Genomic DNA, 15,670 nt, shown 5'->3' with positions numbered 1-15,670 from the left:
AACAATTCAATTATTAGCTACTATTTTTCGCTAATTGCTCATCGGCTAAATATTCATCGAGGTTTATTTCTAAAGGAACTTGAATACTAATAGTTGCCCCACCTTGAGGGTTATTACAGGCTTTTATAGTTCCTTGATGTAAAGAAACAAATTCACGACACAAGGTAAGCCCTAATCCAGTACCACCTGCGCCACTATTTGTTTTGCTGCTTTGCACAAACTTTTGAAAAACCGTTTCAAGTTCGTCTTCAGGTATGCCTATTCCGCTATCTATTACTTCAATATTTGCACAACCATTGTCTGTTTTCATGACAACTTCGATAGTGCTATGTTCTTTGCTAAATTTTAATGCATTACTCAATACGTTTCTAAGTACCTGATTAATTTGCTCTTCATCGCATTGCGCAATAACAGGTGGGTTTTCTGATTTAAATGCAATCTTAATATCTTTTTCTATGGCAATCCCAGCCACATCATCAATGCTTGTTTTAACAATAGTCGTTAAATCGCATGCTCGCGGGTTAAATGGGAATTTACCTACATCTAATTTCGACAAATCGAGTAGATTGTTAAGTAATGACAGTAGCCTTTGCCCACTTGATTCTATTCGGGTTAAATATTTTAAAAGTTTATCTTTACTAAAATCATCATCTTCAAGCTTACTGATGCCAAAGCGTGAAAAACTTAGTATTGAATGCATGGGGGTTCTTAGCTCATGTGACATATTCGCCAAAAACTCTGATTTGCTTAAATTAGCTGCTTCAGCAATGTTTTTCGCATGCTCAAGTTGCGAAGTCCGCGCTCTGACCTGCTCTTCTAGAAGATCTTTCGCCTCAAGTAGTAAATCTTCTTTTTGTTTTAAATGGGTTACGTTTTTAAAAATAACCGCTAATGCTATCTCACCATGATGATCAATTTCATTAAATGAGCCAACAAGTGGAATTTTACTGCCATCTTTATTGACTATGTGTAAGTCGCAACTAAATTGCCGATTACTGTTTAAAGTAGATATTTTATCTTTAATTGCCTTTACTGAATCGTCATCTAAAAAGTGAAATAACGAGTGAGCAATGAGCTTTTTAAACGGTAAATTAAACAGTTTTAAGCACGCGTCGTTAGCCTCTACTATTTTGCCTTTACGTTCAAAAAGTAAAATTGGATCGGGGGTGTTTTTAAAAATTACTTGCAGCAAACTGTCTTTTTCAATCAGAACATCGACTGTATCTTGTAGCCTTTCAACTAGCTCTGCGTTATGACGTTTTAGCAGTTCGGTTTGCCACAACTTATGTACTGCTTGTAATAACACATTGTCATCGAGTGGCTTAATTAAAACGTCTTCAACACCTTGGCGAATCGCTTCAATCATAGAAACCTGAGCAGGACGCGAGGTTAATAATAAGCAGCGGCTATGCGGCTGTATCTGCTTAAGGCTGGTAAATATATCTAAGCCAAGCCCTTCTTTTAAACTAAAATCACTAATTAAAATATCAATCATTCTGAGTTTGGCAATATTAAGCGCCTCATCATGATTTGTAGCTGTGTATACCTCTATATGTGCACCCACTAAACTACTCTTTAGCATTTCTAAACGCTCACTAACATGATCAACCAACAAAATTGTAGGCAGTTTAAAAATATGATCAGGGCCTATTTCTAATAGATCTTCAATAAATGAAGTGATTTCTTTATTAGAAAAAAATGGATAAATAATAGTGGCATCTGGAACAAGCTCGTTTAATTTACCAAATGCATCAAGCAGTTCACCACTTTCAGCCTTGGGCGCTAAAAGTAAAAATGATTGGTGGGTCGCTTGTTTTACCAGCGAAGCAACCAGAGTTGTTGGTGTCCCTTGTGAAAAGGCAAGCATATCGTATGCATCTATGTTGCTGCTTTGATCAAACATAGAATAATGAACTAATTCAACTTCACAACCAATTAGCTCAAGCAGTACTTTTAAGCGCATAGCAATCATGCTACTGCTATCAATAATAAGTATTTTTTGCGCCATTTATGTACACTTTTAAGAATTAATTAAACACCTTTTCAGCATAGTATAGAACTTTTGGTTTGGCATAATCGTCTACATAAATGTAATTTTTGCTTGCCTATAGTTGTGGGATTACATTAAATGCTTACCAAAAATAGTCAGGCTGTACAGCTGGTTATCCATCCTTGCAACATTGGGCAACTCTCCCCATACGGCAAAATCAAAATGCTTAAATAATTTAATGCTTGGTTCGTTATGGCTAAAAATAAACCCGAGTAACACTTCAATATCGAGCTTTTGTGCTTGTTGTTGTGCAAATTGCATCAACTTTTTACCCAACCCTTTTCCTTGGGCTGCCGCCGTAATGTAGATGCTTAGTTCAACGGTGCCATCGTAAGCTGGGCGCCCATAAAACGATTTATAACTAACCCAGGCTAATACTTGGTCATTTTCACAGTACACGAAAATAGGTCGTTGAGCGGTATGGCCATCAAACCAAGGCTGTTTGTCAGCAACAGTTACCTCTTCGGTATCGGCGGTCACCATTCGACTAGGGATAGTTTCATTGTAAATGGCAACAATAGCAGTTAAATCATCAGGTTTTGCTAAACGTATAGTCATAGAAAATAAGTAAAATTGATCAATTTCGCCTATAGTAGCGTATGATAAGTTACATAAACACCCATCGAATCGCATTCAAGGTAACCGCATGATAAGAAAATTAATATTCGGATTAACATTGGCTCTAGGCTGTGTATCTGTAACCACCAACGCAGCAGACACTAATAGTCCTTCAGCAAAGACAGATACCTGCGATGACTTCACAAATGTGTCACTGAGAAAGCTTCGTTCAACCGAGACTCTTAACTTGTGTGAATTTAAAAATAAGCCACTGTTGATTGTAAACACCGCTAGCAATTGCGGCTTTACCTCTCAGTTCGAAGGGTTAGAAGCGCTTTACAAAAAATATAAAGATCAAGGGTTGGTGGTGTTAGGTTTTCCATCTGACGATTTCTTTCAAGAAGAAAATGACGAAAAAGATACAGCTAAAGTGTGTTATGTGAATTACGGCGTTACTTTCCCTATGTTAGCCACCAGCGCAGTGCGTGGCAGCGACGCCAACCCAGTTTTTAAACATTTGAACGCGCAAACTAGTTCACCAAACTGGAATTTTTATAAATACGTGGTTTCGGCAGATCGCCAAACAGTGACACGCTTTAACAGCCGCGTTACGCCCGATTCAGCAAAATTAGAAAGCGCCATCAAAAGTGCATTTTAACTTTGTGTTTTCAGTTTAACCTTACTAAGATATTGCTTAGTAGATAAAAAACTAAACTTATAAATAGGAGATTTTATGGCAGTGGCAAGTGCAAGGCACATACTCGTGGACAGTGAAGCACAATGTTTAGACCTTAAAGACAAAATTGAGCAAGGTGAAGACTTTGCAGAGCTGGCTAAATTGCACTCTAATTGCCCGTCTGGTCAAGATGGTGGTGCATTAGGTGAGTTTGGACCTGGTATGATGGTTCCTGAGTTTGATAAGGTGGTTTTTTCAGCGCCACTTAACCAAGTACAAGGGCCTGTACAAACACAGTTTGGTTACCACTTATTGGAAGTAACCAGCCGCTCTGAGTAACTCAATCGATTTATTAATAAAGCCGCTTTAGCGGCTTTTTATTTATGTGGAGTTGGCAAAAGCCCCAATATGCAATTACTTGGCTCTATTTATTCCCCTTATGCGCGTCGTGTTAGAATCTGGGCACAACAAAATAACTGTGAGCTTGAGTTTATAAATCTCGATATTTTTTCAAGCGATGACCGCTGTTTAATGATGTCGCACAACCCGGCAGCTAAAATCCCTATCTTAATTGATGGCTCGCTTAACTTAAGCGACTCAAATACTATACTGCGTTACTTACTCGAAAAAACACAACAGAACCCGCTAACTTGGCCACAAGAGCATTTTTTAACTAGCATAAATGCCTGTAACGATTCATTGGTTGAGTTATTGTTATGTCAGCGCTCTGGGTTTGACACACAAGCTGATAAACTATTTTTTAATCTGCAAAATGAGCGAATTGCGCAAACATTACACTATTTAAATGATCATTTATGCGATGATGAATTTAAAAGCTGTGAATGCCTCAACATCAGTTTATACTGCTTACTAGATTGGATCTGCTTTCGTGAACTCACTGATTTTAGCGCGCAATCGCAATTAGTTAAGTTTTATGAAGCGTTTAGTCAGCGTCAAGCGGCTAAAAGTACCAACCCTCGACTCAAATTTTAAAAGGTGAACACATGAGCGATATCGAAATTGAATCACAACTAGTTAGCTTTGTAGAAAAAGTACGTGTTAGTGAGCAGATCTGGGCACTGGGTGCACAAGATGGTGGCTTTGTTGTATGTGAATCAAATCAGTTTGATGACACCGATGTACTTTTACTGTGGGAATCAGAAGACGCAGCAAAAGAGCAATGTAAAGAAGAGTGGAAAGACTACAGCCCAGTAGAAATCAACCTAGATGAGTTTTTAGATGATTGGGTTGAAGACCTTAAATCAGATGATGCATTAGTTGGTTTAAATTGGAATGACGATCAAGTGTGCGTAGAAATTGAACCAGTTGGTTTAGCTCGCGCTTTAAGTGAATAAGTTTTAACTGTTTATTTGCTGGCACTACCCCAATTAACAACAACGATTAGTTGGGGTATAAAATAATAAAAACTGTCAAGGTACTGCGTTGAAAACCCATCTTGGTCGTCGTCCATTCTCAGCTATGGAGCTGCATACGCTCTATACCGGATATATTTATAGTGATACTCGGCTTGCCCGCGAACAAGCTAAGCACTGGCACTTTTGGCTGCCTTTAATTGCGTACTACAGTGGCGCTTACAGTGATGAAATTGGCTATTTAACCCTAGATGACTTAGTGGTTGAAAATAGCATTCTCTGCTTTAGCTTTCATACTCATGGTAAAATTAAACCCCGTTTAATTCCTGTACATAACGCCCTTATTAAGGCCGGACTTAATGATTATTTAGCCTACGTAAAAGCGCAAAAACACACACGTTTACTGTTTGACCTCCCAGCAAAAACAGGACGCTACAGTGAAAAAGTACGCATTTGGTTTTCAGGCGAGGGCGAACGTGCGGGGTATTTGCAAAAATGTGCAATTCCTTCCGTGGATCAACTCGGAATGAAAACCGCGATTAGTAGTTTGCGGCTTAACTTTGAACAGCAAATTCGTATTTATGCCCTGCAAGCAGGCTCTAAAGACTGCTTCAATTACTTAATGGGCTTTAATGATTACCCCCATGATAACTTTAACGATATAGCCTTGTTAAATAAGGTGCTGCAACAGCTCCGGGTTATTAATTCCCACATTCATTGGCAGCGGTTTTTAGCACGAGATAGCCACTGACAAACTTTGTTACTCTTTTCCTTATTGTTGTTCGCTTACTCTAGCAAAAAAAGCTGTTAGGATGGAGTGTACTCACTCTTCTAACAACAAAAATCTAGGGATAACTATGTTTTTTAAAAGCCTCTTAACCGTGAGCGTTGCGCTTGCGATAAATGCTGCTAACGCTAATGAATTCGTCATTGAAAAGCTCGCAAAGCCAAGTTCACAAAAAGTCGCTTTAACGCTCGACCCAAGTCAGGATACTTTTACAGGAATGACTGAAATCAGTTTGGAGGTACTTAAACCAACACGCTACATTGAACTTAATGGTGTTGATTACGCAACCAAAATGGTTCAACTATTGGGTGAGCAAAACTGCGACTTAAACAGCGAAATGCTTAAAACCGGTAAAGTTAAATTTAGCTGCGAAGAGCAAATTCAGCCGGGTAAATACACTTTAAAAATTGATTTCTCAGCGCCATATAATCGCCAAAGTGTAGGGCTATATAAAACCCTAGATCAAGGCGTTCCGTACTTGTTCACCCAATTTGAAATGAGCGATGCCCGTCGAGCGTTTCCTGTATTTGACGAACCAAGCTATAAAATTCCATTTCAGTTAACTATTACCGCCCCCACTTCACAAAAAGTGTATTCAAATACACCTGAGTTAAAAACGACAGTGAATGGCGATATGACTACCCATTACTTTGATAAAACGCCACCAATTCCATCATACTTAGTAGCTATGGCTGTAGGCCCGTTTGAAGAGCTAGAAATTAAGGGTATGCCAATTCCTGGCCGTGTAATTACTCCACAAGGTAAAATTCATTTAGCACAGTATGCAAAAGAGAATATGCCTAAAGTATTGGGCGCACTTGAAGAGTACTTTGGTATTCCTTACGTATATAAAAAGTTAGATTCAGTGGCTGTTCCAGAGTTTCCGTTTGGCGCCATGGAAAATTCAGGTTTAGTGACTTACCGCGAAGATATTCTTCTGGTTGATTTAGAAGCTGCAACGCGTAGTAAAAAGCAACGTAATGTCTCTATTATTGCCCATGAATTAGCTCACCAATGGTACGGTAACTTAGTGACTATGAAGTGGTGGAACGACTTATGGTTAAACGAAGCGTTTGCTAGCTGGATGGCAGCAAAAATTACTAAGCAACTTAACCCTGAGTTTGAATCACACCTAGATTTACCACAAAACAATGTAATGGCGTTAGATGCTCGCTTAAGCACTAAGCCAATTCGTAAACCAATTAAAACTGAAGCCGATATTATGGACGGTTTAGGCCTTGCATACAGCAAAGGCAGCTCAGTACTGGCGATGGTTGAAAATTGGATTGGTGAAGACGCATTTCAAGCTGGTATTCAAAATTACTTAAAAGAGTTCTCATATAAAAATGCCGAAGCCGCCGATTTATGGGAAGCACTCGGTAAGGCTTCAAATAAAGATGTGGCGAGTGTTTTAAAATCATTTATTGAACAATCGTCATTTCCTTTAATCAAGGTTGATCAGCAAGGTAAAACTCTCACTATTTCGCAAAGCCGTTTTGCTAATGCCGGTGTTGATGCTCCAGCCCAACTTTGGAATGTACCCGTTGCCATTAAGTACGGTAAAGGCGATAAAGTAAAAACTGCCAGTGTATTACTTAATAAACAAAACCAAACGCTAGAGTTAGATTTTGAGCCAGAGTGGATATATCCAGACCAAGGTGCGCTAGGTTACTACCGCTGGGTCATGGACGATGCGCAATTTAACGCACTAATTGATAATGCAGCAAGCGTATTAAACGACCGCGAGCGCCTTGCATTGTTATCAGCTACTGACGCTTTACTTGACGCAGGTGTAATTTCTGCGGCTAAGCTGATGCAAACGCTTGAAGTATTTGCCAGTGATAGTCATCCACGCGTAGCTAACACTGCTTTAGGTTATTTAGCATCTCAGCAACGTACCTTTAAAGATGATAGCAACAAAGATTTATGGCCTACATTTATTCAAAATGCAGTCATGCCTGCCGCTAAAAAATATGGCCTAGAAGCAAAAATGGGTGAGGATGGCGCTATTGCTCAACTGCGAGCTGCGGTGGTATCACGCTTAGGCTTTGATGGTGAAGATAAAAATGTGATCAATAAAGCTAAGCAGCAAACAGCTGCTTACTTAAAAGATCCACAAAAAGTAGACCCTTATTTAGCGGGTACTTACTTACGTCTTGCGGCTTTTCATGGTGATAAAGCGCTGCTTGATCAGTTTATGGCAACCTTTAAAACCACTAAAGATCCACAAGTTCGTACCAATATGTTGGCAGCAATGGGTTATTTTGGTAAACCTGAACTCCAAAAAGCAGTGCTTGCATATAGCTTAACCGATGAAGTAACCGCTTCTGATATGCGTACTATTTTATCGGGGCAAAGTTACACCGATGAACGCCAAGCACTCTTTATTGATTGGATATATAGCAACTACGATAAAGTAACAGCAAGTTTGCCACCATTTTTTGTGCCTAACTTACCTTACTTTACTACTGCTAGCTGTGATGCTGAAAGTTTAGCGACAACGCAAACGTTCTTTGACGCTAAACTTGATGACGTACCTGGCTATGCGCGCACATTAAGTAAGCTTGCAGAAAGTACGAATGACTGTATTGCACTTAAAAACCGTGAACTCAAATCAGTAAATAGCTTTTTGAATAGTAAATAAGTTAAAGTTCAAAGGATGGCTGGCTGCGGGCGACGGGTAACGGGCCGAAAACCTCAAACTCGGGCTAATGGCTGATGTTTTCTCATTGCCTTCTCTTTGTGTATAAAATCTTAAAAAGTTTATTCACAAAGAGATTAAGAGGCGCAGCCCTTTTAGAGCTAGTGATTAAAGACAAAGATTAAGGGTTATAAAGGTTAAAGGTTGAAGATTTTATCTTGCACCTTTTGCCTTTAGCCCTGCACCATTCTATTAACCACCAATAATCATGGTTAGCTTAGCTATAAACTCTTTTGCCGCTTGTTCAGAGTTAATTTTAAAAGCGACACCATAATGAATAGGCTGTGCGCTTTTATAAATACGAGTGGGAAAACGGGTCATTTCACTGCTATGAAAATAACCTTGAGTACGCACAACCCCATCAATATCAGTAAAGTCATCACTAAACACTTCAAATGCAGGGCGGATCACAATTTTACCTTTCCCCGTTTCGGCATGGGTGTAAAACGCTTCTTTAGAGTTTGCTAGCATATACTCAGCAATGTTTTTTATTTTAAAGTTACTTCTACACTCTAGTTTTATCAGCTGCTCTGTTAACTCGTCTGCGCTAAATGCCACGTGACTTTCCTTTTTATTTAATAGGGGGTCAGACTAACTCATGCATGAGTGAAAGTCCGAAATTTATTGTTTATTTAACACTACATACAAACGCTAATTGCTGGTTTTTATAACTCAACCGGCTAATTTCAGTATCGCAATATTGGCTTAAATCAAGCCATTGCGATATGTCAGAACCTGCTGTTAGTTTTCGTTGATAGATACGGTTTTTAATTGCGTAAGCAATGGTATTTTCATCTTTTAAGATGAAGTCTTGTACTTGGTTTGGCAGCCTAAGTATGTTGCTCACCCGCTTGGTTTGTGGTTCCAAACGGGCTAAGTGATGCTGGCCATTCTTACTATGACTAAATAAAAATTCCCTCTGCGCTTTATTATAAATAAGTGTACGACCAATGTTATTTGCTACAACCTCACCTTTAGCCGCAACAACCGAGGTATATTGTAATGTATGTGGCTCGCCTAAAATAAACATTACTAAATCGTTGTTATTTCCCCAAGCGTGATAGCCCACAGGCTCAATCCAATCAAAAATACGACTTGGTGCCTGCTCTGTACTCAGCGGATATTGCCATAGTTTTTGTTTGCCATCTTCCTCAACCACGATGGCAGATAAACTATCGCCACTCGGTGTTACTGTTGGCGAATACTCACTTACAGCTGTATTTGTGATCATAGAGGTTTGTTTTGATGATAAATCATAACGTGCAATATCAGTTTGGCTCTGCTTATTACTGATTACCTCACGCGTATAATAAAGGCCCGTATCGGTTAAATGGGGCTGATTGTTGTAGCTGGTTTTATCACTAACAATGCTTACGCGTATGCCATGCGGGGTATTTAAATCGGCAAGTAGTATTTGACTTTTAGGCATATTTGCTTGGGCAACGCCTAATGTTAAAGCATTAATTGTTATTAGCCCTAACAACGGTTTGATCAGTTTCATGCTTTCTCTCGTTTTAATTTTAAGCACCTCATGATAACGTTATTTACTGATGACGTCACTTGACCTAGCTTAGTAAGGTCTTTATAACTAACGGGTCATAAAAAAGAGAACAAACATGTCAGCTAAACACCCTATTATTGCAATCACCGGCTCATCTGGAGCAGGCACTACAACCACCACCAATGCCGTGAAGCATATTTTCCGCAGCCTCGACATCAATGCTGCATTTATTGAAGGTGATAGCTTTCATCGCTATACACGTCCTGAAATGGACAAAAAAATTCGAGAAGCCCAACAACAAAGTAAACATATCAGTTATTTTGGCCGAGAAGCCAATGACTTTGGTGCATTAGAAGACTTATTTACTAAGTATGGTGAAACAGGCGAAGGTAAACTGCGTCGTTATTTACATACCTTTGATGAAGCCGTGCCTTATAACCAGTTACCAGGAACATTTACTCCTTGGCAAGAGCTTGAGCAAAACACAGATTTAATGTTTTACGAAGGCTTACATGGCGGCGTGGTCGACGAAGATCATGATGTTGCTAAGCATGTTGATTTACTTATAGGCATGGTGCCAATTATTAACCTTGAGTGGATCCAAAAGCTTATTCGCGATACCTCAGAACGCGGTCATTCTCGTGAAAAAGTAATGGACTCGATTGTGCGCAGTATGGATGACTACATTAATCATATAACGCCGCAATTTTCACGTACCCATATTAACTTTCAACGAGTGCCAACCGTTGATACTTCTAATCCATTTAGCGCTAAAGATATCCCATCCCTTGATGAAAGCTTTGTAGTTATTCGCTTTAGGGGCATTGATGACGTTGATTTCCCGTATTATTTACGCATGATTGAAGGCAGCTTTATGTCGCGGATCAATACGCTTGTAGTGCCCGGTGGCAAAATGGGACTGGCAATGGAACTAGTGCTTACGCCACTGATCAAAGATATTATTTTGAAAAAGCGCGCCTTAGCAAAATTAGCCCCACCTGAAATTCCTATTTAAGTGTATCGCTCATTTCTTAGAGAGTACTTGGTTCATAAGATCTAACAACATGTGATGATCTTATGAAATTGCCCACCTCTTTTATCAAGTGATCGCAAATACATTCTGCTCTTTTTTGTTTAGTCTAACTCACGTACACTGCTGATTTTAAGTATGATGAGAGCAGTATGTCGCAAGCTATTAAAATTATTGTCGGGTCTAAAAACCCAGTAAAAGTAAATGCCGCTAAACACATTTTTGCGATGTATTTTCCCGAGCAGGTAATTGAATGTGGTGGCGTTCACGCCCCCTCTGATGTACCCGATCAACCTATAGGCGAAGAGCAGACGTGTTTGGGTGCACAAAACCGAGTTAACTACTGTAAAGCACAGCATCAAGCAGACTACTACATAGCGATGGAAGGTGGCGCAGCGCAATTTAGCTATGGTGCAGCAACCTTTGCCTATGTTGTTATTGATGACGGCGCACAGCAAGTTACAGGCCGAAGCAGTAACTTACCTTTGCCTTCGGTTTTTTATAAAGCATTGCTGCAAGGTGAAGAGCTCGGAGACGTGATGGATAAGGCTTTTAATACCACCAATATCAAGCAGCAAGGGGGTGCTATTGGTTTATTAACTGATCATCATGCAACACGAGAAAGTACCTATACTCAAGCGCTGACTCTCGCCATGGCGCCTTTTCTTAATCCCACTTTATATAATCAATAACGGATGTTTTAATGAAGTATAACTACGTATTATTTGATGCCGACGAAACCTTATTTAGCTTTAATGCCTTTGCTGGCTTACAAAAAATGTTGGCAGCTTATGACATGGATTTTACCAAGGCAGATTATGATCATTACCAAAATACCAATAAGCCATTATGGATTGCCTATCAAAATAACGAAATTACCGCAAACCACCTGCAAGTAACTCGTTTTAGTGAGCTGGCAAATAAACTTGATGTACCAGCCCAGCAGCTCAATGATGATTTTTTATCGGCAATGGCTGAAATTTGCATGCCTTTACCCGGTGCGGTTGAATTATTAAACGCCCTCAAACCTCATGCCAAGTTAGGCATTATCACCAATGGCTTTTCTCAGCTACAAGCACGTCGCTTAGCACATACTGGGCTGCAAGATATGTTCGATTGGCTGGTAATTTCTGAAAAAGTAGGTATAGCTAAACCTGCAAAAGAGATATTTGAGCACACCTTTAATTTAATGGGGAATCCACCGAAAGAGCAAATTTTAATGGTAGGTGATACCGCCAGCAGTGATATTCTTGGTGGACGAAATGCAGGCATAGACACCTGCTGGTTACAGCACCCAGGGGTAATCTTACCTGAAGGTATTAAGCCAACGTATCAAGTCACTGAGTTAAAACAGTTACAAACCATTTTAGGTCTGTAATACCTGACTGATTATGCTGACAAACAGCCAAAAAAAATGACGCTAATAAGCGTCATTTTTTATAACTGTATGTAAGCGATTAACTGATTAGGCGTTTGCTAATTCAAGACCGGGTGCAGGCATCGAGACAGGCGTTTCAAAGGTTGCCCACTCCCATGCTGACTCAGTTGCCATAATTTTGCGTAGTAGCTTGTTGTTTAAATCATGGCCTGATTTAAATGCAGTTACTTTACCTAAAAGGTTATGACCTGTCATAAACATGTCACCTACACAGTCTAGTATCTTATGCTTGACGAACTCGTCTGAGTAACGCAGACCGTTCGGATTTAAAACTTTAAATTCATCAAGTACCACTGCGCTATCCATGCTACCACCTAGTGCAAGGTTATTAGCATGCATGTATTCAATGTCTTTCATAAAGCCAAAAGTACGCGCACGGCTAATTTCTTCAGTAAAGCTTTGTGCAGTAATATCTAAGCCAATGCGTTGGCGGCTTTCATTGATTGCAGGGTGATCAAAGGCAATCTCAAAGTCGATATGGAATCCGTCGTAAGGTTCTACTTCGGCCCATTTATCGCCTTCTTCAATACGTACTTTTTCTTTTATACGAATAAAGCGCTTCGCGACATTTTGCTCTTCAATGCCACCTTTTTGTAATAAATAAATGAATGGTAATGCACTACCATCCATTATTGGTACTTCTGAGCTATCAAGTTCAACAATCAGATTGTCGATCCCCATTGCCGCAACAGCTGCAATTAAATGCTCAGTAGTTGATAAGCGAACACCATCTTTGTTTATTAAACAGGTACACAATTGCGTATCACCAACGGCTTCAGGCGTTGTTTCAAAATCAACAACCGGATCAAGGTCGACACGACGAAATACAATCCCAGTATTTGCGCTCGCAGGTCGGAGAGTTATTGTGACCTTCTCACCTTTATGAAGTCCAATTCCTATGGCTTTGACTACTTGTGCAATCGTACGCTGTTTAATCATAGGTTCGCTCACTTTAAGTATATATTACAGTTAGACGGCGGAGTGTAACATAAATACGGTATAACTACAATATTCGTTCACATTTAGCACAAAAGTACTGTTTTTAATTAGTCTGCTTGTTTACGTAAAAAAGCAGGAATGTCGAAATAATCGCCACCCTCAGACTTATCTGTTTTCTTAGCACTGCTTGACGACGTATTCGCTGAAGAACTTGAAGAACTAGACGGTGTGCCTTGCTCCTTTGATTCAGTTTGCGAAGTCGTTGCTGACTCGTCAGTCGTGCTTGTGCCTTGGCTTGCGAAGCTAGGTACATACATGCTGCTTGTTTGTGTGCTTGAGCTAGTTACATCAGAGCCTGATGCTTTTTTGAAACCGTTATCTACAATACCAAACTGTGGACGACGATCGCCGCCTAAGCCAGTTGCAACCACAGTTACACGTAGCTCGTCTGTCATTTCTGGATCAATTACCGCACCCACAACAACCGTTGCGTTTTCAGACGCTAGCGCCTTAACGTGATTACCCACAATTTCGAATTCTTCAATCGCGATATCCATACCCGCAGTAATATTAACCAAGATACCTTTAGCACCGGTTAAATCTACGTCTTCTAGAAGCGGGCTTGAAATAGCGGCTTCTGCTGCTTCTTGTGCACGATCAGGACCCGATGCAGATGCAGTTCCCATCATCGCTGTGCCCATTGCAGACATAACAGTACGTACGTCGGCGAAATCCACGTTAATTAGACCCGAGCGAGTGATTAACTCAGCAATGCCTTGTACTGCACCAAACAATACGTCATTTGCTTTTGCAAACGCATCCAGTAAAGTTGTTCCTTTACCCAATACTTTTAGTAACTTGTTATTTGGAATAGTGATTAACGAGTCCACAATTTCAGATAATTCGCTAATACCTTGCTCTGCAGCAGCGGCACGCTTTTTACCTTCAAAATCAAACGGACGTGTTACCACAGCAACAGTTAAAATACCCAGTTCTTTAGCAATTTTAGCTACAACTGGCGCAGCACCGGTTCCTGTACCGCCGCCCATACCTGCCGCTATAAATACCATATCAGCACCTTCAAGGCTGGCACGAATGGTCTCTGCGTCTTCTTCAGCCGACTGACGACCTACTTCAGGGTTGGCACCCGCACCTAACCCAGAGGTTATTTGCGTACCTAATTGTACCGTTACATCAGCGGCTGAATTACGTAATGCTTGCGCATCCGTATTGGCTGCGATAAAACGAACACCTTCTATTTGTTGTTTTACCATGTGCTCAACTGCGTTACCGCCGCCACCGCCTACACCGATTACTTTTATTACAGCTTCTTCGCTGTGTTGTTCCATTATATCAAACATATTTACTCTCCGACTTGAGTACTAAAACTCGCCTTGAAACCATTTTGTGATGCGGTTCCACCAATTATTGTTATCATCCGCTTTCGACTTTTGTGCATTCATCGACTGCATAGTACGCCCGTATTGTAACAAACCTACAGCGGTTGCGTACGATGGATCATCAACATAATCAGTTAAACCTACTACACCAATTGGTTTACCTATTCTTACTGGCATCTGAAAAATATCTTCAGCCACTTCCATTGCGCCAGTCATTTTAGCAGTTCCGCCAGTAATGACGAGACCTGCTGCAATTTGGTCTTCTAATCCTGAGCGACGAATTTCTTCCATCGCCAACTCAAATAATTCTCTAAAACGTGGCTCAACCACTTCTGACAACGTATGCCTAGACATCAGTCTTGCTGGTCGCCCACCTACGCTTGGCACTTCAATCGTGTCTTCGCTGCTCGCCATTTGGCTACTTGCACAGGCATATTGTACTTTGAGTGACTCTGCATGTGATATAGGTGTGCGAAATATTTTTGCAATATCACCGGTTACTTGGTTGCCCGCCACCGGAATAACCGCAGAATGACGCAGTGCACCATTAATATAAATAGTGATATCCATAGTACCACCACCAATATCTAACACCGCGACACCCAGCTCTTTTTCATCGTCCGTCAGTACAGAGTAACAAGAGGCAAGCGCAGTGAATATAAGTTGGTCAACTTCAAGCCCACAACGTTCAACACATTTTTCTATATTTTTAGCCATATCGTTGGAGCAGGTAATAATATGCGCACGTGCTTCCATACGCACACCACTCATGCCAAGTGGGTTTTTAATCCCCTCTTGCATGTCAATGCTGTACTCTTGTGGCAAGGCATGCAACATTTTGCGTTCAGCTGAAATTGGTACTGAGCGAGCAATATGGATTACATTTTCAATGTCTTCATCGGTTACTTCAGTATTATTAATAGCGACAACACCGCTTTCGTTCTGACACTGAATATGTTTGCCAGAAATGCCCAAATAAACCGAGCTAATACGACAATCAGCCATCAATTCGGCTTCATCAATTGCGCGGCGAATAGACTCAGACACTAAATTTAAATCGTTAACGCCGCCTTTATCCATTCCATAAGATACTTGGCTCCCCACGCCAACAATGCTGAGCTTGTTATCTGTGGTGATTTCACCTACCGTGGCCACTACTTTCGAAGTGCCTACGTCTAATCCAATCACTAGGTTTCTTTCTGCTGACTTAGTCATGC

16 protein-coding genes are annotated in these 15,670 nt (G+C 40.5%); 9 read left to right on the top strand and 7 right to left on the bottom strand.

Going from position 1 to position 15,670, the window contains the following annotated elements:
- Positions 1-13: 13 nt before the first annotated feature.
- Both P20439_RS06060 and P20439_RS06055 read right to left on the bottom strand, forming a co-directional pair.
- Entirely contained in the window at positions 14-2,008 is a 1,995-nt protein-coding gene (locus P20439_RS06060; RefSeq protein WP_008465310.1) for an ATP-binding protein, read from the bottom strand.
- Positions 2,009-2,119: 111 nt separating this feature from the next.
- Complete coding sequence (locus tag P20439_RS06055; RefSeq protein ID WP_036933039.1) at positions 2,120-2,608, bottom strand: GNAT family N-acetyltransferase; 489 nt, start codon at positions 2,606-2,608, stop codon at positions 2,120-2,122.
- An 88-nt stretch (positions 2,609-2,696) separates the two neighbouring features.
- Between P20439_RS06055 and P20439_RS06050 the strand changes: the two genes are divergently transcribed.
- From P20439_RS06050 to P20439_RS06025, 6 genes are all read left to right on the top strand, one after another.
- Positions 2,697-3,266: a glutathione peroxidase gene (locus tag P20439_RS06050; protein ID WP_008465306.1), complete on the top strand. Its 570-nt coding sequence runs from the start codon at positions 2,697-2,699 to the stop codon at positions 3,264-3,266.
- 75 nt (positions 3,267-3,341) lie between these two features.
- Positions 3,342-3,623, top strand: coding sequence for a peptidylprolyl isomerase (locus tag P20439_RS06045; RefSeq protein ID WP_008114778.1), 282 nt, complete (start codon positions 3,342-3,344; stop codon positions 3,621-3,623).
- Positions 3,624-3,692: 69 nt separating this feature from the next.
- Entirely contained in the window at positions 3,693-4,277 is a 585-nt protein-coding gene (locus P20439_RS06040) for a glutathione S-transferase family protein (protein ID WP_008465304.1), read from the top strand.
- 11 nt (positions 4,278-4,288) lie between these two features.
- Complete coding sequence (locus P20439_RS06035; RefSeq protein ID WP_008114782.1) at positions 4,289-4,639, top strand: DUF2750 domain-containing protein; 351 nt, start codon at positions 4,289-4,291, stop codon at positions 4,637-4,639.
- Positions 4,640-4,727: 88 nt separating this feature from the next.
- Positions 4,728-5,408, top strand: coding sequence for a hypothetical protein (locus P20439_RS06030; protein WP_008465303.1), 681 nt, complete (start codon positions 4,728-4,730; stop codon positions 5,406-5,408).
- A 106-nt stretch (positions 5,409-5,514) separates the two neighbouring features.
- On the top strand, positions 5,515-8,088 hold the full coding sequence (locus P20439_RS06025; RefSeq protein WP_008465301.1) for a M1 family metallopeptidase: 2,574 nt from the start codon (positions 5,515-5,517) through the stop codon (positions 8,086-8,088).
- 249 nt (positions 8,089-8,337) lie between these two features.
- Here the strand turns inward: P20439_RS06025 and P20439_RS06020 are convergent, their stop codons facing one another.
- On the bottom strand, positions 8,338-8,703 hold the full coding sequence (locus P20439_RS06020) for a hypothetical protein (RefSeq protein ID WP_008114788.1): 366 nt from the start codon (positions 8,701-8,703) through the stop codon (positions 8,338-8,340).
- A 70-nt stretch (positions 8,704-8,773) separates the two neighbouring features.
- Positions 8,774-9,646 carry a hypothetical protein gene (locus P20439_RS06015; protein WP_008114790.1) on the bottom strand — a complete coding sequence of 291 codons (873 nt, stop codon included), beginning with the start codon at positions 9,644-9,646 and terminating at the stop codon, positions 8,774-8,776.
- 115 nt (positions 9,647-9,761) lie between these two features.
- Between P20439_RS06015 and P20439_RS06010 the strand changes: the two genes are divergently transcribed.
- The 3 genes from P20439_RS06010 (at position 9,762) to yjjG (ending at position 12,054) form a co-directional block, all read left to right on the top strand.
- Positions 9,762-10,661 (top strand): phosphoribulokinase, encoded by a 900-nt coding sequence (locus tag P20439_RS06010; RefSeq protein ID WP_008465298.1) that lies wholly within the window; start codon positions 9,762-9,764, stop codon positions 10,659-10,661.
- A 167-nt stretch (positions 10,662-10,828) separates the two neighbouring features.
- Positions 10,829-11,368, top strand: a complete 540-nt coding sequence (yjjX, locus tag P20439_RS06005; RefSeq protein WP_008114794.1) for an inosine/xanthosine triphosphatase — start codon at positions 10,829-10,831, stop codon at positions 11,366-11,368.
- Between the two features lie 11 nt (positions 11,369-11,379).
- Positions 11,380-12,054: a pyrimidine 5'-nucleotidase gene (gene yjjG / locus P20439_RS06000; protein WP_008114796.1), complete on the top strand. Its 675-nt coding sequence runs from the start codon at positions 11,380-11,382 to the stop codon at positions 12,052-12,054.
- 87 nt (positions 12,055-12,141) lie between these two features.
- Here yjjG and lpxC read toward each other — a convergent pair whose 3' ends face one another.
- The 3 genes from lpxC to ftsA all read right to left on the bottom strand — a co-directional run bounded on the left by lpxC (position 12,142) and on the right by ftsA (position 15,668).
- The gene (lpxC, locus tag P20439_RS05995; protein WP_008110675.1) at positions 12,142-13,053 is read right to left on the bottom strand and encodes a UDP-3-O-acyl-N-acetylglucosamine deacetylase; all 912 of its coding nucleotides are present in this window, start codon (positions 13,051-13,053) and stop codon (positions 12,142-12,144) included.
- A 107-nt stretch (positions 13,054-13,160) separates the two neighbouring features.
- Positions 13,161-14,414 carry a cell division protein FtsZ gene (gene ftsZ / locus P20439_RS05990; RefSeq protein WP_008110677.1) on the bottom strand — a complete coding sequence of 418 codons (1,254 nt, stop codon included), beginning with the start codon at positions 14,412-14,414 and terminating at the stop codon, positions 13,161-13,163.
- A gap of 21 nt (positions 14,415-14,435) precedes the next feature.
- On the bottom strand, positions 14,436-15,668 hold the full coding sequence (gene ftsA / locus P20439_RS05985) for a cell division protein FtsA (RefSeq protein WP_008110678.1): 1,233 nt from the start codon (positions 15,666-15,668) through the stop codon (positions 14,436-14,438).
- Positions 15,669-15,670: the final 2 nt, after the last annotated feature.

The sequence above is a fragment of the Pseudoalteromonas sp. BSi20439 genome (assembly GCF_000241165.1).
In the GTDB taxonomy this organism is placed as follows: domain Bacteria; phylum Pseudomonadota; class Gammaproteobacteria; order Enterobacterales; family Alteromonadaceae; genus Pseudoalteromonas.
This window is presented reverse-complemented; position numbering and strand designations above follow the sequence as displayed.

Coding starts and splice junctions, on each gene's coding strand:
- lpxC (WP_008110675.1), bottom strand. CDS start 13,053: ATGATTAAACAGCGTACGATTGCACAAGTAGTCAAAGCCATAGGAATT.
- ftsZ (WP_008110677.1), bottom strand. CDS start 14,414: ATGTTTGATATAATGGAACAACACAGCGAAGAAGCTGTAATAAAAGTA.
- P20439_RS06050 (WP_008465306.1), top strand. CDS start 2,697: ATGATAAGAAAATTAATATTCGGATTAACATTGGCTCTAGGCTGTGTA.
- P20439_RS06045 (WP_008114778.1), top strand. CDS start 3,342: ATGGCAGTGGCAAGTGCAAGGCACATACTCGTGGACAGTGAAGCACAA.
- ftsA (WP_008110678.1), bottom strand. CDS start 15,668: ATGACTAAGTCAGCAGAAAGAAACCTAGTGATTGGATTAGACGTAGGC.
- P20439_RS06035 (WP_008114782.1), top strand. CDS start 4,289: ATGAGCGATATCGAAATTGAATCACAACTAGTTAGCTTTGTAGAAAAA.
- P20439_RS06040 (WP_008465304.1), top strand. CDS start 3,693: ATGCAATTACTTGGCTCTATTTATTCCCCTTATGCGCGTCGTGTTAGA.
- yjjG (WP_008114796.1), top strand. CDS start 11,380: ATGAAGTATAACTACGTATTATTTGATGCCGACGAAACCTTATTTAGC.
- P20439_RS06025 (WP_008465301.1), top strand. CDS start 5,515: ATGTTTTTTAAAAGCCTCTTAACCGTGAGCGTTGCGCTTGCGATAAAT.
- P20439_RS06010 (WP_008465298.1), top strand. CDS start 9,762: ATGTCAGCTAAACACCCTATTATTGCAATCACCGGCTCATCTGGAGCA.
- P20439_RS06060 (WP_008465310.1), bottom strand. CDS start 2,008: ATGGCGCAAAAAATACTTATTATTGATAGCAGTAGCATGATTGCTATG.
- yjjX (WP_008114794.1), top strand. CDS start 10,829: ATGTCGCAAGCTATTAAAATTATTGTCGGGTCTAAAAACCCAGTAAAA.
- P20439_RS06055 (WP_036933039.1), bottom strand. CDS start 2,608: ATGACTATACGTTTAGCAAAACCTGATGATTTAACTGCTATTGTTGCC.
- P20439_RS06015 (WP_008114790.1), bottom strand. CDS start 9,646: ATGAAACTGATCAAACCGTTGTTAGGGCTAATAACAATTAATGCTTTA.